Source organism: Flavivirga sp. 57AJ16 (assembly GCF_028736925.1).
Lineage (GTDB): Bacteria > Bacteroidota > Bacteroidia > Flavobacteriales > Flavobacteriaceae > Flavivirga.
This window is the reverse complement of record NZ_JAQZAT010000001.1, coordinates 151,007-173,302: the sequence shown is the minus strand read 5'-3', so window position 1 is coordinate 173,302 and position 22,296 is coordinate 151,007. Positions and strand designations below refer to the sequence as shown.

15 protein-coding genes and 1 pseudogene are annotated in these 22,296 nt (G+C 33.3%); 14 read left to right on the top strand and 2 right to left on the bottom strand.

Annotated features, from left to right (window positions below; translation table 11 throughout):
* Positions 1-24: 24 nt before the first annotated feature.
* Entirely contained in the window at positions 25-183 is a 159-nt protein-coding gene (locus PQO00_RS00690; protein WP_274182894.1) for a hypothetical protein, read from the bottom strand.
* A 424-nt stretch (positions 184-607) separates the two neighbouring features.
* On the opposite strand from PQO00_RS00690, the gene PQO00_RS00685 reads away from it, so the two are divergent.
* From PQO00_RS00685 to PQO00_RS00630, 12 genes are all read left to right on the top strand, one after another.
* The gene (locus tag PQO00_RS00685; protein ID WP_274182893.1) at positions 608-1,330 is read left to right on the top strand and encodes a GntR family transcriptional regulator; all 723 of its coding nucleotides are present in this window, start codon (positions 608-610) and stop codon (positions 1,328-1,330) included.
* Positions 1,330-2,238, top strand: coding sequence for an ROK family protein (locus PQO00_RS00680; RefSeq protein ID WP_274182892.1), 909 nt, complete (start codon positions 1,330-1,332; stop codon positions 2,236-2,238). The genes PQO00_RS00685 and PQO00_RS00680 overlap by 1 nt, the downstream gene beginning before the upstream one ends.
* A gap of 16 nt (positions 2,239-2,254) precedes the next feature.
* On the top strand, positions 2,255-3,397 hold the full coding sequence (locus PQO00_RS00675) for a sugar MFS transporter (RefSeq protein WP_274182891.1): 1,143 nt from the start codon (positions 2,255-2,257) through the stop codon (positions 3,395-3,397).
* A gap of 2 nt (positions 3,398-3,399) precedes the next feature.
* The gene (locus PQO00_RS00670) at positions 3,400-5,754 is read left to right on the top strand and encodes a GH92 family glycosyl hydrolase (protein ID WP_274182890.1); all 2,355 of its coding nucleotides are present in this window, start codon (positions 3,400-3,402) and stop codon (positions 5,752-5,754) included.
* Positions 5,755-5,875: 121 nt separating this feature from the next.
* Entirely contained in the window at positions 5,876-8,893 is a 3,018-nt protein-coding gene (locus PQO00_RS00665; RefSeq protein WP_274182889.1) for a TonB-dependent receptor, read from the top strand.
* Positions 8,894-8,904: 11 nt separating this feature from the next.
* Positions 8,905-10,461 (top strand): RagB/SusD family nutrient uptake outer membrane protein, encoded by a 1,557-nt coding sequence (locus PQO00_RS00660; RefSeq protein ID WP_274182888.1) that lies wholly within the window; start codon positions 8,905-8,907, stop codon positions 10,459-10,461.
* A complete protein-coding gene (locus PQO00_RS00655; protein WP_274182887.1) occupies positions 10,461-11,693 on the top strand; it encodes a SusE domain-containing protein in 1,233 nt (410 codons plus the stop codon). The genes PQO00_RS00660 and PQO00_RS00655 overlap by 1 nt, the downstream gene beginning before the upstream one ends.
* A 35-nt stretch (positions 11,694-11,728) precedes the next feature.
* Complete coding sequence (locus tag PQO00_RS00650) at positions 11,729-12,898, top strand: glycoside hydrolase family 76 protein (RefSeq protein WP_274182886.1); 1,170 nt, start codon at positions 11,729-11,731, stop codon at positions 12,896-12,898.
* Positions 12,899-12,977: 79 nt separating this feature from the next.
* Positions 12,978-13,955 (top strand): LamG-like jellyroll fold domain-containing protein, encoded by a 978-nt coding sequence (locus PQO00_RS00645; protein WP_274182885.1) that lies wholly within the window; start codon positions 12,978-12,980, stop codon positions 13,953-13,955.
* A gap of 135 nt (positions 13,956-14,090) precedes the next feature.
* Positions 14,091-15,866, top strand: coding sequence for a class I mannose-6-phosphate isomerase (locus PQO00_RS00640; protein WP_274182884.1), 1,776 nt, complete (start codon positions 14,091-14,093; stop codon positions 15,864-15,866).
* A 231-nt stretch (positions 15,867-16,097) separates the two neighbouring features.
* A complete protein-coding gene (locus tag PQO00_RS00635; RefSeq protein ID WP_274182883.1) occupies positions 16,098-17,339 on the top strand; it encodes a glycoside hydrolase family 76 protein in 1,242 nt (413 codons plus the stop codon).
* A gap of 807 nt (positions 17,340-18,146) precedes the next feature.
* Positions 18,147-19,034 (top strand): alpha/beta hydrolase, encoded by an 888-nt coding sequence (locus tag PQO00_RS00630; RefSeq protein ID WP_274182882.1) that lies wholly within the window; start codon positions 18,147-18,149, stop codon positions 19,032-19,034.
* A 389-nt stretch (positions 19,035-19,423) separates the two neighbouring features.
* Here PQO00_RS00630 and PQO00_RS00625 read toward each other — a convergent pair whose 3' ends face one another.
* Complete coding sequence (locus PQO00_RS00625; protein WP_274183202.1) at positions 19,424-19,561, bottom strand: aminotransferase class V-fold PLP-dependent enzyme; 138 nt, start codon at positions 19,559-19,561, stop codon at positions 19,424-19,426.
* A 97-nt stretch (positions 19,562-19,658) separates the two neighbouring features.
* Between PQO00_RS00625 and PQO00_RS00620 the strand changes: the two genes are divergently transcribed.
* Positions 19,659-21,233, top strand: a complete 1,575-nt coding sequence (locus PQO00_RS00620) for a Fic family protein (protein WP_274182881.1) — start codon at positions 19,659-19,661, stop codon at positions 21,231-21,233.
* A gap of 604 nt (positions 21,234-21,837) precedes the next feature.
* Positions 21,838-22,245: pseudogene (locus tag PQO00_RS00615) on the top strand (transposase); the annotation flags it as partial.
* Positions 22,246-22,296: the final 51 nt, after the last annotated feature.

Genomic DNA, 22,296 nt, shown 5'->3' with positions numbered 1-22,296 from the left:
CAAAATTTTTCCATTATGGGCATATTATAGAAGTGATTGCAATATGGATTTTTTCTTATCAATTTTATTTGATTCTTGTATGTTTTCTTTATGTAAACTTTGTTGAAATTCTAATAATTGCTTTTGATTAAGTGTTTTAAGAGATTCTAATTCCTTATTGAATTCTTCTTGTTTAAGAAACATTTCATTGGTTTTTTTTGCTTATGAAAGCTGAAAATAATATTAAATATTCCTATAATTAAGAAAGTGGATGCAGCTATTATTGCAGCTACTATTTTAGAATCATCCATTGCAATCAAAAAATAATTTAGCAAATAAAATATTACAATGATAAAAATTTAAAATATTAATAATCATGAAATTAAACATACTATTTCTATTATTTAACTAGTATTAAAAGCAAGGCGTCTAATCAGTAATGCTTTTACAAATACTATTATAGATGGACTTCAAATAAAAGTCAATAGTTTTAATCAGACAACAATAAAAAAATGATAATAATTTCACATAAATCATAAAATTTATTAAAGAGTATTTTGATTTCACCTAATATAAATATATATTTGGACTTTGTACCTACATATAAACAAAGTAAAAAGTAGTAAATTTGGAATTAAAAGTAGACCATAGTAACCCTATACCTTTACATATCCAAGTGGAACAATTATTAAGAAACTTAATAATGTTGCCCGAGTATGAAAATGGTGCATTTCTACCAAAAGAAATAGAATTGTCCAAAAAACTGGGGGTTTCAAGAAATACTGTAAGACAAGCAACAAATAAACTTCAATTAGAAGGATTGATCGTTAGAAAAAAAGGAGTTGGAACAAAAGTTTCTAAAAATGAAATAACCACCAATCTTAGCGAATGGCATAGTTTTACTCAAGAAATGAATCTAAAGGGGGTACCTTCTTTAAACTTAAGTATAAAAGTTGAGTGGGTTTTTGTAAATGATCGAATTGCAAATTTTTTAAATGTAGATAAAAAAACCAAAATCTTGAAATTGACAAGAGTAAAAGGTAGAAAGTCTCCTTTAGTTTATTTTGAAAGTTATTTTCAACCTAGAATAGGCTTAAATGGAGAAGAGGATTTTAATAGGCCTCTCTATGATATTTTAGAACAAGATTACAATTCAATTCCCTCTATTTCCAAAGAAAACATAAAAGTGGGCTTTGCAGGTGATTATAGTCAATTTTTAGAAATTCAAGATAATGATCCCATTTTAATTAGAGAAAGATTTGTTTCTGACCCTGGAGATCGCCCCCTTGAATATAATATAGGGTACTACAGAGGTGATAGATTTACGTATTCAATAGAAATAAGAAGATAATGTATAGTATAGGGATTGACATTGGCGGAAGCCATATAACTTGTTGTATGTACGGACATACCAACAAACAAATTATTGAAGAATCATTAGTTAATCGTAAAGTAAATACTTTTGGTTCAAAAGATGAAATAATTGATGGATGGGTTTCTGCAATAAGCGAGACCATATCAAAAACTAAAGTCTCTTACCAAGGTATTGGTTTTGCCATGCCAGGGCCTTTTGATTATTATAACGGAATAAGTTTAATAAAAGGAGTGGATAAGTTAGAGTCGCTTTATGGGCTAAACCTTAGAAAAGAGATAGCAGATAGGTTTAATCTAGAACCTCAACAAGTTAGGTTTATAAATGATGCGACTGCATTTTCTGTGGCAGAAGCATCCATAGGAAAAGCATCCAAATACAAAAGAGTAGTGGCCATTACTTTAGGTACTGGTTTTGGTTCTTCTTTTTTAAATGAAACGCAACCGATTGTTGAGGGAAACATGGTTCCAGAGGGCGGGGTCTTATATAATAAATTTTATAATGGAAAATTAGCTGATGAGATTTTTTCTACGAGAGGACTTGTTGGATCGTACAAAGATGTATCTGGAAATGTTGTTAAAAATGTTCGTGAATTATGTGATTTAATAAATACCAACAAAAAAGCTGCCGAAGTTTTTGAGTTATTTGGTTCTAAGTTAGGGTGTTATATAAAGCCATATTTGGAAAAATTTGGAGCTGAAGTTTTAGTTATTGGAGGAAACATATCAAAAGCTTATCCATATTTTTCCAAACACCTTCAAGAGATTATTCCCGATATTGAAATTTATGTATCTAATTTAGGTGAAAAAGCGGCTATTATTGGTGGTGCATTGCTTTTAGATGATGCGTACTACTTACAGTTAGAAGACACTTTAAAAAAAATGTAATTAAAACTAAATAGGCATGAATGTTAAAAATTTAAATAAAGTGATGCCTGTTCTATTGTGTTATATAGTAATGGGTTTTGTTGATATTGTGGGAGTTTCTACTGGTTATGCAAAAAGAGATTTTAACTTATCTCCTGAGCTTGCACAATTAATTCCATCAATGGTATTTGTTTGGTTTTTTATTTTGTCTATTCCTGTTGGAATTTTGCAACACAAGTTTGGAAAGAAAAAAATACTTTCAATAGGAATTTTTGTTACGGCTATAGGTATGTTTATTCCTTTTACTGTTTACTCGTATCCAACTTTTTTATTTTCATTTATTCTTTTAGGTGTTGGAAACACCATAATACAAGTATCATCTAATCCACTTTTAAAGGATACCGTGCATAAGGACAAATTTTCTAGTTATATGAGTTTTTCTCAGTTTATAAAAGCAATAAGCTCTTTAATAGGGCCCATACTAGTAACGTTTATGGTGTCTCAATATAATGATTGGAAGCAAGTGTTTTTGGTTTATGGAATCGTTTCGATTGTTTCAGGAATTTGGTTGGTGTTTACAAAAATTACAGAATCGGAATCCTTAATAAATGTAACTTTTAGTTCAACCATAGGTCTTTTGAAAAATTCATTAGTACTTGCTATGGTACTTGGTATATTTTTAATAGTAGGAATTGATGTAGGAATGAATACAAATATTCAAAATTTGTTAGTTGGGAAATTCAATATGGATTTAGAAGATGCTTCATTAGGTATAAGTTTGTATTTCTTTGCCTTAATGATCAGTCGTTTTTTCGGAGCTATATTATTACTTAAAATTAATAATCAAAAATTTCTTTTTTGGTCGGCTCTTTTAACCGTGATTTTTATTGGTTTAATTGTGATTGCTCCAAATGTTTTTTATGCTTTGGTATTAATCGCTTTAATAGGCTTGGTTTCCGGTAACTTATTCCCTTTAGTATTCTCTTTAACTATAGATAAAATACCAGAGCGTGCTAATGAAATTTCGGCGCTTATGATTATGGCTGTTATTGGAGGCGCTGTAATTCCACCAATCATGGGAGTTGTAAACAGTGTCGCTGGAATCTCCGCAAGTTTTTTAGTGCTTTTTGTATGCGCTATTTACATATTTTTATCAAATTATAAACTTAAAAATAATTGACTATGCTAAAAAAAATCATTTTATTAATAACTGCATCAACAATGTTGGTCTCTTGCAGAACATCAAACGAACAAACAAATAAAGAAGAAGCATTAAAAGAAGTTAGTCATTATGTGAATCCTAATATAGGTACAGCACATAGTAGGTGGTTTTTTTATACGCCAGCAGCGCTTCCTTTTGGTATGGCAAAGTTAGGACCTTCTACTAATGGTAGTTATGGTAATAGAGAAGGTTGGGAAGCAGTTGGCTATGACAGTAGACATAAAAGTATAGAGGGTTTTGCAAATCTTCATGAATTTCAAGTTGGAGGGTTTTTATTTACGGCTATGACAGGCGATTTAAAAACAACACCCGGAAAACTAGAAAATCCAGACGAAGGCTACAGGTCTAGGTTTGATAAAAAAGAGGAACAGGCTTCACCAGGTTACTATAAAGTTTTATTGAAGGATTATAATATTAAAGCAGAATTAACCGCAACAAAGCGGGTTGGGTTCCAAAGGTATACCTTCCCTAAATCTGATGAATCTTACGTTATATTAGATATTGGAAATCAATTAGGTGAAAGTGGAAAGGTTAAAGATGCCTATGTGGCTTTTAAAGGACAAAATGAAATTGAAGGTTGGGTCATTACATATCCCGAATATGTGAAAAAATATCAATCAGACGGGGAGGTAAGAATGTATTTTTCAGGAGTGATAAGTAAGGCGCCATTAGAGGTGGGAACATTTAAAGGGGATACAATTAATAAAGAACAAACAAGTATCTCTGGTATTGGTTCAGGATTATATCTTAAATTTAAAACTGATGAAAAAGAATCAATCACCTTAAAAGCAGCATTTTCATACACATCAATTGAAAATGCAAAACAAAACTTTATAGAAGAAGCGTCAGCGCTGGATTTTGATGAGGCTAAGGAAAAAGCAGAAACAATATGGTCAGAAGAATTAAATAAAATACAAGTTTCTGGATCTACTGAGGCGAATAGAATAAAATTTTATACTGGGTTATATCATGCGCTTTTAGGAAGAGGTGTTGCAAATGATGTCAATGGGCAATTTCCAGAAAATGATGGCTCCATTGGACAAATACCATTAGATTCAGAGGGCAAGCCTACATGGTCTTTTTATAATACGGATTCAGTTTGGGGCGCTTTTTGGAACTTAACCCAACTATGGTCGTTAGTATGGCCGGATTACTATAATGATTTTGTACAGAGCCATTTAGCAGTTTATAAAAACTCTGGATGGACAGCTGATGGTTTGGCAAATTCAAGATATGTTTCTGGTGTTGGTACAAATTTCGTTGGTTTGGTTATTGCATCTGCATATCAAGCTGGTATAAAGGATTTCGATGTTGAATTAGCATATAAAGCAGCTTTAGAAAATGAGGTTTCTTATTTAAATAGAAAAGAAGGCGCTGGAAAGTTGGATTTAGGACAGTTTGTCAATAACGGTTATATAGATTATGTCCCAGGATGGGAAACAACATCAAAAGGTTCTGGTTTTTCAGTATCTCATACCTTAGAATACAGTTTTAGTAGCTATGCAGTGGCTCAATTTGCGAAGGCTTTAGGAAAAATGGATGATTATGAGAAATTAATGAAGCTTTCTGAAAATTGGAAAAACCTTTATGATGATAGTATTGGTTTTGTTAGACCAAAACTACCTTCAGGAGAATTTATTCAGGATTTTGATGCCTTTGCACCTTGGATCGGTTTTCAAGAAGGCAATGCTTGGCAATATACATTTTATGTACCTCATAAACCAAAGGATTTAATTGAAAAACTAGGTGAAGAAAATTTTGTAAAACGTCTAGATTCTATATTTACAGTATCTGAAAAAACAAAATTTGGGGGAGAAGAAATTGATGCTTTTGCTGGTGTAAGGTATTTATATAACCATGGCAACCAACCCAATTTGCATATTCCATGGCTTTTCAATTATACAGACCATCCTTGGCTTACTCAAAAATGGATAAGAAGAATTTGTGATGAATTTTATGGGACAGAAGATATTCATGGTTATGGATATGGACAAGATGAAGATCAAGGGCAATTAGGTAGTTGGTATGTAATGGCTTCAATGGGGTTATTTGATGTAAAAGGATTAATTGAAACAAATCCTACATTTCAATTTGGTAGTCCAATTTTTGATTCTATTAAAATTAAGACTCGAAACGATAATGAAATTATTATCAATACAAAAAATAATAGTAAAGAAAATATATATATACAATCTATAGATGTTAATGGAAAATCATATAGGGAAAAAGAAATTCCTTTGAATAAGCTCACAAGCGGAGCTGTAATTGATATTAACCTAGGAGCTGAACCAAATAAATCGGCATTTAAAAATTAAAAAATGTTAAAATTTTATTAAATATAAAATATTTTTATATATTTGAATATGTTCAAACATATGGACATTAAATTATTGAAATTAAAACTAAACTAAAACTGAAACTAAAACTAATTAAACTATGATTAAGCTAAAATTAATTATACTATTCTTGCTCTTAGGGTTTTCTTTAAACTCATTTTCTCAAGACCGAGTGATAACGGGAACGGTTATGAGCAATAATCAACCCTTACCTGGAGCATCCATTTTAGAGAGTGATACATCTAATGGAACAGTGACCGATTTTGATGGGAAATTTCAATTAAGACTTGTAAGTTCATCTTCAAAAAGCATTATAGCATCCTATTTGGGATATATTCAAAAAGAAGTCAGTCTTTTAGGAAATGTCGATGCATTTGAAATTGTATTGGAAGAAGACTTAAGCAAATTGGATGAGGTTATTGTTGTGGGGTATGGAACCAAGAAAAAAGTAAACCTTATTGGGGCGGTTAGTGTTATAAATGAGAAAAGTGTTAAAGGCAAACCAGTAACAAATGCTTATCAAGCATTACAGGGAGAGTCTCCAGGGTTGCAAATTCAACAGGGCACATCTGAACCGGGAACGCTTCCACAAATCAATATTAGAGGTATTAGTACCATTAATGGAAACACGCCACTTATTGTTGTAGATGGCATTGTTAGTTCGCTCAATAATGTAAACCCTAATAACATTAAAAGTATTAGTGTTTTAAAAGATGCGGCTTCAGCATCCATTTATGGTTCTAGAGCGGCAAACGGTGTTGTATTAGTAACAACTAAAAATGGTGTAGAGGGAAAACCTAAATTTGTATATAATGGATCTTTTGGTATACAAGAACCGACCAACTTTCCAAAGTTTGTAGAGCCATGGGTCTATGCTACTTTAAGAAATGAAGCTTTGGTTAATTCTGGTCTTGCGCCTGCTTTCTCTCCAGAAGATATATTGGCATATAAAGAGCAAGGATATCATGGGAATTTCTATGAAGGCCTTTTTAAGGATTATGGAAAACAAAGCAGTCATAATCTTTCTATGAGTGGAGCTGATAATGGGTTAAACTATTTTTTGTCATTAGGATATTTAAATCAGGAAAGTTTGTTTAAAGGGCCAGATTATGGCTATAAGCGTTACAACATGCGCATCAATTTAGACAAAAAAATCAATGATAAGTTAAAAGCTGGAGGACGTATGTCTTTTGTTAGGAATGATATAAAGAATCATGCTTGGTTTACAGAATGGTTAATTGAGCCAACTATGAGAATACCAACCATTTATGATGATGTGGATGAAAACGGGGACTATACGTTGGTAAGTGGTAGTAATGGTAATAGTTTGGCCAGATTAGAAAAAGGAGGTGAACGGAATAGCCAAAATGATGAATTTTTATGGAATGTTAGTCTAGAGTATGAACCTTTAAATAATTTATTTATTAAGGGTGTGTTTGGAGGTAATATTGTTAGCAATAAAACTCATGAATTTAGAAAAGCCATAGAGTATGCATATCCAGGTGGAGGAGATAATCAGAATCAGGTAGCAGATCAGTATGGAAGGTCATTATATTTAAATCCATACTTAACAGCTAATTATAACATAGAGCCTTTGGAAAATCACAATTTAAGTTTCATGATTGGTGGTTCATCTGAAAGTTTCAGAACTGATTTTTTTGGTGTAACAGGACTAGATGTAGCTGGTAATGATTTTGGCGTTATAGACAATACTTCAGAAATTTTACAGAGTGGTACTTATGGCTCTGGCAATGAATGGGCAATTAAATCTGTGTTTTATAGAATAGGTTATACATATGCAGATAAATATTTGCTTGAAGGGAATGTAAGATATGATGGTTCATCTCGTTTTGGTTCGGATTATAGATGGGGAACTTTCCCCTCCATTTCACTAGGTTGGGTTTTAAGTAAGGAAAAATTCTTTGAAACTATAAGTGAAGTTGTGTCATTTGCTAAGATAAGAGCCTCATGGGGTCAACTTGGTAATCAAGATATTAATGATTTATATGGATATCAGAGTTTGGTGAATACAAGTAGTAGTGTTTATAGTTTTGGGGGAGTAGGCGTGTCTGGAGCCTATTATTCTGTTTCTAATCAATCAAGAACATGGGAAACTTCCACGATGAAAAACCTTGGCATTGACCTAGCGTTTTTTAAAAATAAATTAAATATAACAGCGGAGGTATTTGATAATCTTACAGAAGACATACTACTACAGCTTCCGGTACCTGCTACTTACGGTTTAGGGCAACCCTTTCAAAATGCGGGATCAGTAAGAAATAGAGGATGGGAATTAAGCGTGGATTATAAAATGTCAACTGGTAAAGTAAATCATTCGTTTAGCCTAAATGCTTCAGATAATGTTAATGAAATAGTTGATTTAAAAGACAAAGAATTTATAAACGGAGGCGATGTTCAAACCATACTTAGAGAGGGCTTCCCTATTAATTCTTATTATGCACTGCGTTCTGATGGTTTTTTTCAATCGGAAGAAGAAATAGCAAACAGTGCAACGCCCATTTTTGCAACAAGTGTTAAGCCAGGTGATATAAAATATGTAGATAAAAATGGGGATGGTGACATCGATTATGAAGGTGACAGGTTTATTGTTGGTAATCCTTTTCCAAGATACACGTTTGGTTTTACCTATAGATTAGATTGGAAAGGTTTTGATTTTTCAATGCTTATTCAAGGCGTTGGTAAAAGATCTCAATGGGTTAGAGGAGAAATAACAGAGGCATTTCATAACAGTAATGAAGGCCCAGTGTTTCCCCGACATATAGATCGTTGGACACCAGTTAATACAGATGCTACCTATCCAAGGTTAACCGTAGGGGCCGAATCGGTTAATAATGCAGCAAGGTCAGATTTTTATATACAAGATGCTAAATATGTTAGACTTAAAAATATACAAGTAGGATACACGTTTCCAACTTCTATAGCTTCTAAAGTAGGTTTTGATAATGCAAGAATTTATTTGTCAGGTCTCAATTTAATTACATTAAGCCCAATGAATAACGGACTAGACCCTGAAGTTTTTGGAGGTGGTGCAGCAGCGAGTGGACGTGTTTACCCAGTTTCTAAGGTTTTATCAGTAGGCTTAGACATTAACTTATAAAAATTTAAACGATGAAAAAAATAATAATAGCAATATTGCTTATAACAACAGGTTTTGGATGTTCTAATTTGGATCTTGCGCCATTGGATGCTAGGAGTGAATTAACATTTTGGAAAACAGATGAAGACGCGAATATATTTCTTAATTCAATGTATGCAGATATATGGAATGCGGATGCCTATTTGTATTTTAATGCTTTATCTGATGATGCTTATACAAGAAGAGAAGATTATAGAAATATTGGAAATGGGAACTATGATGCCTCTAATGGAGTAGTAACAGGTGCTTGGTCCAGCAGATACGAAGGTATACGACGTGCTAATATCTTTATGAACAATATTGATAATGTTGAAGATATTTCTGAATCAAACAGAGAATCATATAAGGCGCAAGCCAGATTTATAAGAGCGTTACATTATTTCTATTTAGTTGAATTATATGGTGATGTACCGCTTGTTATAGATGAGATAAGTATAGATGAATCCTTGCAGTTAGTTAGGACAGATAAAAGTATTGTCACTGACTTTATTTATACTGAATTGGCTACGGCAATAAACAACTTACCTGAGACTGATGAACCTGGCAGAATAACCAAGGATGCTGGAATAGCATTTAAATCTAAAGTGCATTTATATAATGAAGATTATCAATCGACAGTAAATTTGGCTGGTGAATTAATTGGTGAGTACAGTCTGTTTCCTGATTATGAAGGACTTTTTCAACCACAAAATGAAAATAATGATGAGATCATTCTTAGTCTACAATATATTCCGATAGATAGGGAGCATAACAATCAATACTCACTAATACCACCAAGCCAAAGTGGTTATGCTAATTTTTCTCCACTTCAAGAGTTGGTAGATAGTTATTTAACAATAGACGGCAAAGAAATTACGGATGCATCATCAGGTTATGACGAGAACAATCCTTACGTAAACAGAGACCCAAGACTAGAAGCGACCATACTTTATAATGGTCATTCTTGGACAGATTTTGATGGTAGTCAGATAACCATTGATACGTCCCCTGGAGCCGAACCAAATGGGTATAATTATTCTTCAAATACTACGCAAACAGGATACTATGTTGCTAAATATTTTGATATAAATGCTAGAAATCAAACAAATTCTGGACTGGACCTCATTTTAATTCGCTATGCTGAAGTATTGTTGAATTATGCTGAAGCAAAAAATGAGCTGGGTTCCTTTACTGAACAAGATTGGGATATGACTATCAAACTAATACGGGAAAGGGCAGGTCTAATTGGTTCAGCTCTTGATTTTCCTGGAGGCGGACAAGCAAGCTTGCGCACAATTATAAGAAATGAAAGAAGGGTTGAATTGGCTTTTGAAGCTGGTCATCGTTTCTTTGATATTAGAAGATGGAGACTATCTGAAACAGTAAATAGTGGCTGGCTACATGGTTTTAAAACCGATGAATCCCTAGAAGATGATGGCTATATAAGAGTTGACTTTAGAACTTTCGATCCAGCTAAAGATTATTTGTGGCCAATACCACAAAGTGAAAGAGACTTAAATAAAAATTTAACACAAAATCCAAATTGGTAATGAAAAAGATATTAAAATCCGCAATTATTTTTGTTCTTAGTCTTTTTACATTCGTGTCATGTAATGAAGATAATTACAAATTAGAAACTGAGTTCTCTCAATTAGGAGAGCTTTTATCTCCAAGTTCTGGAGAACAATTGGTTCTAGATATTGAAAACGGTTCAAATGTAGAATTTACATGGTCTCAATCAACTTCTGTAGATGGAGGTCTGGTGATTTATGAAGTTTTATTTGATGAAGAGGGCGGGGACTTCTCAGAGCCTATAAGTTCCTTTTTGTCAAAGGGTAATGGTGGTGGAACTAATTTAGATCTGCAACAAGTTTATTTGAATATTGCAGCCTCCAAAGGAGGTATTCAACAACTAGAATCCGGCAATATTATTTGGACTGTTAGAGCTACAAGTTCTTTCAATCAGACATTATACGACGATGTAGGTACCATAAATATTACAAGGCCTGAGGGATTAGCTGTATTCCCAGACTATATGTACATCTATGGTTCTGCTACCGAAGGTGCCGATACAGCCAATGGGGTCGCATTTAAACAAATATCAAGTAGGCTTCCTTATGATAACATCGAGCCTGGTGTGTTTGAATCTATCACGAAATTAAAAACAGGTGAATTCTTTATCGTAAATACAAACGATCCTAATGCTCCCGATCTAACTACTTTTTATGTAAACAGTGAAGGTAAAATTAGGCAAAGTGACACGCCTACCTCTATTTCAATTGAGGAGGGGGTTTATAGAATTCGAATGAATCTTGCCAAGTCAACAATATCTTACGAATTAATGGAAGATCTAGAGCTATATATTCTTGCCAATCAAATCACTAAGGCAAATTTTCAATATATAGGAAACCACACTTTTGAAGCTACTGATGGATATTTTGACTTTTTAACCCCAGGGGCTCCCGAAGCTCCATCCTGGTTGGGTTGGGAAGAAGAAAGATATAAGTTTAAATATTTATTGGATGGTACGGTTTCATATATAGGAAGTTATCACAATGATGCTTTAAATGCCTCTTTAGTACCTGGATTTGATGGATATGGTGGTAGACCGAATGGAGGTGAACCAGAAGGTTATTTTAGTGTGTTTTTCTTGGGCCCTGATGCAGGATATTGGCAAGGTGCATATAAATTTTCTGACGCTTACAATGGTAAGGCATTTACATGTAGAATGATTTTCGATCCAAAAGCAGATGAATATTATCACGAATTTTCTCTTAATTAATTAAAGTAAATATGAAAAAAATGATTGCTAAATGTATGTTGATCTTTTTTTGCTCTACTCTTTTGAAGTGTAGTGAAGCAAAAGATAATGAAATAATATTACCTACAGACGATGGCGTTGTTGTACCAGATGATCCAAATAATTTAAGTTACAAGGAAAAAGCTAAGGCTGTCTATGACTTAATTCAACAACAATATAAAGCAGGTGATTTATATAGAGAAAACTCACCGAGTGGTGCAGGAGATAATAAGTATTGTTATTTATGGCCTTACGTGGGAATGCTGACAGCAGCGAATGTACTTTACGATTTAGGATACGACAAAAGTATTCTAACTAAAGAGTTTGGAGGTGTTGAGGCTTTTTACGATAATAGGCCTGTATTGCCATCTTATCAGGCGTATCCAATTGCCGAAACGGCATCAGACCATTATTATGATGATGCCGCAATAGTTGCCATGGAGTTCATTGATGCCTATCGATTAACAAATGAACAAGCTTACTTAGACAGAGCAATTAAATTGGTGGATTTTATAATGTCTGGTGAAGATAACCGCCTTGGTGGTGGATTATATTGGTTAGAAGCTGTTTCAAAAGATTGTACAAACGAAGCCAATTGCATTAAGGCTGCTAATACAACCGCATATGCTTCTTTTGTAGCATCCGAACTGTATAAGGAGACTAATATGATTGGTTACCTTGATTTTGCAAAGCGTACTTATCAATGGAATTATAATAATCTTCGTGATACCGATAATCTATACTGGAATGACAAGAGCATTGCAACTGGCCAGGTAAATCCCGTAAAATGGACTTATAATGCGGCAATGATGATAATGTCTGGAGTCAACTTATATGAAATCACAAATGACTCTTCTTACCTAGATCAGGCTATAGCAACCGCACGTTCTGCCTATTCTAAATTTACTAGGGTCGTTAATGACAAAATATTTTACCCGGCTAATGACTCATGGTTTAATGTTGAATTAATGACCTCATTTATCGAACTCTCCGAGCATGACCAAAAATCAAAAGATTATGTAGAAACATTTATTGATAACATTGATTATGCATGGGAAAATGCTCGAACTTCAGATGGCCGCTTCTATGAAGATTGGTCTGGGCAAAATGAAGGACGCTCCAAATGGTTATTACAGCAAGCAGCTTTGATTGAAGCTTATGGAAGAGCTGCAAAATTTAAAGAATGAAAACAAAAAATAAACCACAAATAAGTATAATAACCTACTTAAGTTATAAATATTATTAACTATTTAAATTAAAGGTATTATGAAAAAAATTACTAACCTATATTTGTGTATCCTATTAAGTGTTGGATTCACAACTATAGAAGCACAAACAAGAAATACACTTGAATTTGATGCAACTGATGCTGCCAGCCTTGTAGATTGTGGTACTTCAGCAAGTTATTCACCTGCAGTTTTTACCGCAGAAGCCTGGGTAAATATTTACGCTGGTGGTGGGGGTACTATCATGTCTAATGTGCAATATATTGATGGAGGCGACGGCTCCAGAGGCTTTACAATTCGATTAAATGGCCAAAAGGCAGAATTTAATATGGGCGTAGGTGTAGCTAACGGAAATTGGTTTACAACCACTGCCAACAACGATTTGCCTCTAAACACATGGACCCATGTGGCCGTAGTGTATGATGGTAGCAAGGCAGAGGTGTTTTATAATGGCGTATCAGAAGGTTCTCAAATGGGAAATAATCCTATATTGGTCTCCCAACTGAATTTTTATTTAGGAGAACACCCTACTTGGTCAGATAGACGCTTATCAGGACAGTTAAGTGATGTGCGTATTTGGAATGTGGCCCGTACTGCAGGAGAAATTCAAGCCTCAATGGCTTCTTTTTTAACTGGATCAGAAACAGGTTTGGTAGCAAATTGGAAACTAGACGAAGGATCGGGGACTACCGCCGAGGAACAAGTAAACCTTACCAGTGCCACATTAGGGGCCGGTACAACTTGGCAGTTAAATACAAGTTTAAGCATCCATGATGAATTACTTCAAAAGTCATTCAGTATCTATCCAAATCCATCAAACGGTGTGTTTAAAGTAGAATCATCCATAAATGAAATGGTTTCATATGATATATATACCATTACAGGACAATTGGTTAAAACAGGTTCATTATCTAAAATCGTTGATTCAATTGATTTGTCTGATAAATCTAATGGTTTATATATATTAAAAGGAACTTTAGAAGGAAAGCATTTTGTTAAAAAGATGATAGTAAATTAAAAAAAGTATAAAATAACATAACAAAAAAGTTAGTTAATAGTTAGTCGTTAGAAGCTTTTAAGTTCATAGGTTAATTAAATGATGTACTTATGAACTTAAGCTTTTTTTATTAAAAAAATAAAAAAGTTAAAAAGTATGATTGAGGTTGGTAATGTTAATATAAGAGAAACTACGCAGTATGAGCTGCCCTTATTAAAATCGAATTTAGACGTTGGATATGATATATATCCTACACATAAAATTTCGGATAATCTAATTAACATAGGATATGATTCATTAGCCAAAGAATTGGCCACATTTAAGCAGATTAAAATAGATGGTTATGTGGGTATCAATTTTGAAGAAGTAAAAGGGAAACTGTCAGAATCTTTCAAAAAAATTAATATTGAACCTCAATGGATAAACGTTGAAAAAACATATAAGGACGAGGAGACCATAGATGATTTGGTTTCTCCTTTTTTAGGAGGAGACGACCCTGTTTTTGGAAAAGTTACAAGTTTAAATTTAATTGATTTTTTTGATGAAAAACAACTAGATGGTTTAGTAGAGCAGGCATGCGATTCATTAATAATTTATTATGGTAAAGGAGCTTCACTAGTTCCGGTAGAATCTTCGAAATTGGTTTATTTTGAAATTAGCAAGAATGAAATTCAATTTAGATCTAGGGCCGGTAGTATTAATAACCTAGGAGCAACACATGCAGACAATCCAGGAATGATGTACAAACGCTTCTACTTCGTTGATTGGATTGTTCTTAATAGGCATAAAAATGAAATTAAAGATAATATTGACTACTTCATTGACGGACAAAGAACCGAAAATATCTCATGGATTGAAGGAAGCCATTGGCGTTCAAGCATTAAGAGCTTATTAAAGTCTCCAATACGGGTAAGACCATGGTTTGAACCTGGTGTTTGGGGAGGTCAATGGATAAAGGATAAAATAAAAGGCTTACAAGAAGATGTCGTAAATTATGCCTGGTCTTTCGAATTGATACTACCAGAAAATGGTGTTATTATTGAAAGCTCTAAGGTTATGCTAGAATTTTCATTCGACTTTTTAATGTTTTTTTCTGGAGAAAGTGTTTTAGGGAAGGATTATGATATTTACGGTTACGAATTCCCTATACGGTTTGATTTTTTAGATACTTACAAAGGTGGTAATCTTTCTGTTCAATGTCATCCACAGTTGTCATACATTAAAGAACATTTCGGTGAAAATATTACACAAGAAGAAACTTATTATATTTTGGATTGTTCTGATGATGCCCATGTGTATCTTGGTTTTCAAGATGGTATAGACCCTAAAAAATTTGAGACTGAATTAAGTAACAGTATTAAAGAAGAGAAGGAAGTTGAAATAACCGATTTTGTTCAGCGTTTTAAATCAATTAAGCACGAATTATATCTTATTCCTCCAGGTACAATCCATAGTGCGGGTGAAGGTAACCTTGTATTGGAAATAAGCTCAACACCATATATTTTTACCTTTAAAATGTATGATTGGTTACGTCCAGGTTTAGATGGAAAGCCAAGGCCCTTAAATTTGAAACGAGGGTTGGATAATGTTGTTTTTGAATATTCAGGACAACGCGTTAATGATGAGTTGATTTCTAAACCTAGATTAAAAGAAAGGAGTTCTGATTTTGATTTATACCACTTGCCAACTCACAAAAAACACCTTTATGATGTTCATAGATATATTTTGAAAAATTCAACAAATATTGAAATGCACGGTAAAGCACATGTTTTAAGTTTGGTTCAAGGAGATAAAATTGAAATTATAGCTAATGGAAAATCGACTCTATATAATTATGCCGAATCGATATTAATTCCCGCCTCAGTTCAAGAATATACCGTTAAAAATTTAAGCCAAAAGCCCATAATGTTTGTGAAAGCCTTTATAAAATAGAATTATACCAATTATGAAGTAAAATGAGCCTTAAATAATTTGAATTATAGTGCACTTAGATGAAATAGAAAATTAAAGCATAGCCTTAGTTTATGGTTTTATTTTATCTTGAAATATAAGTGTAATAGAAGCGAATTATTAGGTTTATTTTACTTCATAATTGGTATTATATGAGATAAAATTTAACATCGCTTTTATTTATATGTAAACCAGCTAATTAAACTTTAAATTATGAAACTACTTAAATCTGTATTATGCTTATTTGTTGTTGTTTTAACAAATTCTTGTGAACAGGAGGAATTCATCAATAATCTTGAAACTAAAAGTAATTTAGAGTTTAACAAAAAAAAATCTGGTAAACTTAACCAAGCATTATCAACAAGTGTTTATTGGGATAAAGCTCAGCAAACACATGATTTTATTTTTGGTAATACCTTAACAAGTTACAACAGCTATCGTGCCAATTTAACGACAAACGTTAATAATGCATGGGAGTGGTACAATATGAGCCATATATATGCTGATGCTGAAATGGTAAGACAAGGAGATAATAGGTATGAGAGCTATATGAATAATACTTATAATTGGATGGCTAATATGTGGGATTATTCACCAAGCTATATAGGAGGGTATTTTTCGGCTGCTAATTTGGATGGTTCCAATGCTGGGGGTGATAAATATGTAGATGATAACTCTATATCTGGTGTAACCTATTTGGATTGTTATAATACAACAACAGGGACTCAACAACAACAGTATTTAAATTCGGCTACTGCAATAGCTAATTTTCTTATGACTTCTGGAATTTGGGACTATACATTTAATGGCGGTTTTTGGTGGAATGATGGAGCAAAAAATGTAGCACCTAATGTTAAGCCAACTCAAACAAACGCATTAGCAATGCAATTATTTATAAGACTTTACGGAATAACAGGTCAGCCATATTATCTTTCATGGGCAGATTCAATTAAAAATTGGTTGGAAACAGAAATGTTTGATACAAGTGATGGACTTTTTATTTGGCAAATTGAACCAAATGGAGTAAAAAGATACGAAAAGTTTACTTATGACAACGCTATAATGATTGAAGCTTATTTAAATTATTACCAAGTTACTGGTGATAACAGTTATTTAAATAAAGCTCAAAATCTTGGAATAAGCCTTAATACTTTATTATGGGATCAAACGGCGGGTGTGTATAAATTCAATACTACCGATCCACGTGTTAATCCTGCTTGGTGTGGTTGGGGGTCTCAGGCCATGATTAAATTACATGAAGGTGATGGTAACCCAGCTTGGTTGGATTACGCACAGGATAACATTGATTTTATGAATAATTTTAATCGTAATACTATAAATAATGGCTATTATCATTTTACAAATTTGGACGGCTCTTTAAGTGATGGTAGGTATGAATCGGTAGATCAAGCTTGGATGCAACGAATACAGGCTATGCTAAGTCAATATAGATAAGATAACTGCCAATATTATATAAATAATTTTTAACATTTTTATTTTCAAAAATGGTTGATGGAAAATCTGCTATCTGCTATTTTAATTTTATTGGAAACTCTAAGTAAACAATCATATAAAAAACGAGCTAAAAAATTTTAACTATAGATAAAATGGTTAAAATTGATATTTAGTAAGCTTAATTAAAAAAAGAGTCATGGAATTAGCTCCCTTTAAAATTTGATCCAGTATATTTTGTTTAATGTCCTTAGAAAACATCAAATGTTAACACTTAGAAAGAAATACAGTGCCAGAACCCACTAATTCATTGCATAGGCTCAAGTACAAAAACATCATTAAAAATGTAGAAGCCACAAGACCAAACCAAGTTTGGGTTAGCGACATCACTTACATCAGAGGCATAAAAGGGTTTTGCTATCTGGCTAATCACGGATATGCACTCTCAAAAATATGACCTTAGTGATAGCCTAGAGCTTAGAGGTTGTGCCAGAGCTTTGAAAAAGGCCATCTATCGAACTAAAGACATTAAGAAACTTATCCATCATTCAGACAGAGGCATACAATATTGTAGCAATGCGTACGCGCAAACCTAAAAGATGAGTTCTATCTTGACCAGACCTTTACAGACTTGGCTTACGTTAAAAGAACAACAAAAAATGCCATTAAATTATATAACGAAGCAGGATTACACATATCTTTAGACTTTAAAACACCTAATATGGTATATTTAAAAATAGCGTAAAAATCAATTTTAACCTATAGCCATATTTCAGGACAAGACATCTCTTAATAGAAAAACTAAAATAAATGAAGTATTTAATTTCATCATTCTTGTTTTTAATGGTTTGTGGCTTATCAGCTCAAACCAAAACAACATACACCTATTCCATAAAGGGAGAGGACACTTTAAAATTAGACGTTTATTCACCAAAAAGAATAAAGAAATCAAAAAAGCTTCCTGTTTTACTCTGGATGCATGGTGGTGGTTTTTCCGGTGGCTCGAGAGACTATAAAGATGATGCCGAGTTGTGCCAGTATGCCGCTAAAAATGGGTATATCGGCATTTCGATTTCATACAGGCTATTAAGAAAGGGTACCAAAAGTGGATTTGGATGCGATTGCGCAAAAGAAGATAAACAGGAAACCTTTAAACAAGCAACAATCGATTATTTGGATGCTGCGGCATTTGTAGTTGAAAATGCCGAAGCGTTACAAATAGATACCAATTATATTATTGCAGGAGGAAGTAGTGCTGGTGCAGAGGGTACTTTAAATGCTGTTTATATGCGCGAACATTTTGCTGATGGTCTGGAGAAATATAGCGATGTTAAGTTTGCGGGCGTCTTTTCTGCTGCTGGTGCGGTTGTAAGTGCCGATTACATTACAGAAGCGAATGCCGTGCCTAGTGTACTGTATCATGGAACCAAAGACCAGTTAGTTCCTTTTGGGACGGCACCACATCATTATTGCGATCCTGAAAGACCAGGATATTTAATGTTAGATGGGTCTGAGGTCATTGCTGAAAAGCTAGAAGCCTTTGAAGTGCCCTATTATTTCTGTATTGTAAAAGAAGGCAGACATGAAGTTTCTGCCATACCATTTGATGACTTGGATAAAGTGTTCAATTTTTTTGAGCGCACTATTTTAAATGATGAAGTGATTCAAACCAAAATTATAAAAACTAAAAAGATATAAGATCTTTAACTTATTTAGTTTGCATTGCTCTTTTATTACAATCGTGTAAACAAAAAGAGGCACTTGTATAAAATATTGGCAATTACGAAATTTCGATAAGATTTTCTTGGGACATTTTTGGTGAAATGCCAATGTAGCGTTTAAAGGTTTTGGAAAAATTATAACTGCAACCCTAAAATGCCTGTACAGGCATTTTAGGGTTAACAAAATTAGATGTAAAGTAAAAAATTAGGTGTATAATTATATTAGGATTAAATATTAACATGTATAGTTATTTTAGGACGGGGCAGTTCAAGGCAAAAAGCGTAGGCATAGCCTAGTTACGGCAAGTATTTATAACGAAGAAAATCGGTTTTTTACTCTGAAGGATCATGTTATTTTATATTGATTTAGCTATAAGAACCATATTTCTTTGCTATTTTGGATGTTTCTTTTATTGGTTGAATAACTCCTGTTTCATTATTGACTAACATTACGCTTACCATTAAGGTTTGTTCATCAATAAGTTCTTTAAGTCTATCAAGAATTGAATGCGCCTATTATTAATTCATTAAGGTACTTTACGCCTATTTATATTTTTTTGCGCTTATAAATTAATTATATTGCGCTTATATTTTACTCAGTATGTCTTATAGCGCTCATTTTTCATTTGTCGCACCTGTTTTTAATGGTGTTTCTCTTCCAGATGAAGGAATTATTTCAGGTTATGCAGCCATTATTCATGGTTTAAAGTTGCCAATTCCTTTGCCGATTCCTTTTACAGCGGTAAGTTTAAAAACAGTACGTGTCCAAAATAATAATTGCACTTGCTTGCCAAAAAGTTATGAAGTGTATGATTCACTTGAACATACAGAAATACAAGCTCTATATAAACATTTGGTGTTTGCTTTAAAATATGAAGGGGTGAATCTTTTAGTATTTAGTGCTTTGATAAAACATTATAGTGAAGATGAGTTAATTCAATTGGTCAGTATCGAGCCTACAGGTCAATATTCAAGAAGAATTTGGTTTTTAATAGAATGGTTGCTCGGATCGGAACTTACAGGTGTTTCCAGCCTTAGTAAAAAAAGCTATGTTGACGTAATTGACACCCAATTACAATATGGTGTAAAAGGAATACGGTCACCCCGTCAGATGATCAATAACAATTTACCCGGAACCGTTGACTTCTGCCCACTGGTACGTAAAACAACTATATTGGAGCATCATATTCAGGAAAATTTATCAGCTAGAAACAGAATCTATCTAAAAGGTATACGGAAAGGTATTTTACAAAGAGCTGCTTCCTTTTTATTATTGAAAGATTCCAAGGCTTCATTTACCATCGAAGGGGAAAGTCCCAAAAGTAAACGTACTGCACGTTGGGGACAAGCCATAGGACAAGCAGACATGAAAGACTTGAGCCATGAGGAATTTGAACGTCTACAGCAACTTGTTATAGAAAACTCCCGTTTTATTAATATGGGCTACCGTAAAAAGGGAGGTTTTATAGGGGAACGGGATAAGGATACTTTTTCTCCCATTCCAGACCACATTTCCGCAAAACATGAAGATATTCCGATACTGATGACGGGATTGTTGGAAACCAATAGTAAACTATTGAACGATGAGATAGATGCTGTACTTGCCGCAACCATTATTGCATTTGGGTTTGTAAACATTCACCCTTTTGTAGATGGAAATGGACGTATTCATCGCTATTTGGTTCATCATATATTAGCTAAAAAAAAATTTTCGGAGCAAGGAATTATTTTTCCTGTTTCTGCCTCTATCCTTAACCATATCGGAGATTATCAAAAAGTACTGGAGAGTTATTCCATCCCTTTATTGGATTTTATTGAATGGAAGGAGACAGCCGATCACAATCTTGAAGTCATCAATGAAACTATAGATTATTATCGTTATTTTGATGTAACTGCACATGCGGAATTTTTATATGGTTGTGTCAAGGATACCATTGAAAATATCATTCCTCAAGAAGTTGATTATTTGACCAAATACGAAGAGTTCAAATATTATATCGATAACACATACGAAATGCCTGATGATATGGTGTCATTATTAGTACGCTTTTTGGAGCAAAACAATGGCAAGTTTTCCAAACGGGCAAAAGGGAAAGAATTTTCAATGCTTACTGAAAGAGAAATTGAAGATATTCAATCCCAATATAATTTGATTTTCACTCCTGAAAAAGAATAAAAAAAACTAAAAATCAACAACTTTATCCAGAGCTGCATCAGCTTCTTTTTTCATAAAGTTTGCTTAGTAATACTTTAGCTGCTGTTTCTGCCATTTCACTGCGCAAAGTAAAGGTTATTAAATCTTGTCACAATTTTAAAAGCACTTAGCTAAAAGTCCTAGGGGAGTTGAAGGCTTGGGGCTTTTTACTTCTCTCTTAACTTACCTTTTATGATTTAATTCTGTGTAAAGGTGGTGTATTCTGATTTGTAAATGAAACACAAACCCTATTATAAAGGAATAAACAAATAAATCCAAAAACTTCAAAATAATTCATATTTGTATTATTTGCAGCTCGAAGTTATTTTGACATAAATTAAATGATATATAAGTTCACAAATTGTCAACATAAGATATGTGAACTATGGTGAGGGACCAATTTTATAAGGCTTAAGCGTATAAGGTTCGAGTCCCCGTCCAGACTGCAAAAATTGCAAAAAAGAAAGCTCTGGGAAATGAGAGAACTGAAAAAGTCCTTTAAAAAAAAGGAATCAAAAGAAGTAAAAACAGTAGAGTTTTTACTCCTTTTTTCGTGCTTTAAAGTTGTTTAACAATAGCCTAAACCATGTTATTACAGCAACAAAAGATTCAATTAAGTGCGTATTCGGATTTGTATGATTTAATCGTACCCCAGGATAACCTTCTAAGAAAAATCAATGAATTGATTGATTTTTCCTTTATCTATGAGGAACAGGTAGATAAGTATTGTTCAACTAACGGGCGAAAAGCAGAAAGTCCCATCCGCATGTTTAAATACCTGATGCAGAAAACGATCTATTGCATTTCGGACGTTGATGTAGTTGAACGCTCCCGATTTGACATGTCCTTCAAGTATTTCCTTGAAATGGTGCCTGAAGAAGCTGTTATCAATTTCAGTTCCTTGACCAAGTTCCGCAAACTGCGACTCAAAGATACCGATCTATTGAACCTGTTGATAAACAAGACAGTCTCCATCCCCATTGAAAAAGGAATTTATAATAAATTCATTCACTATAGATTATGTACATACAGTTTTAACATTTAA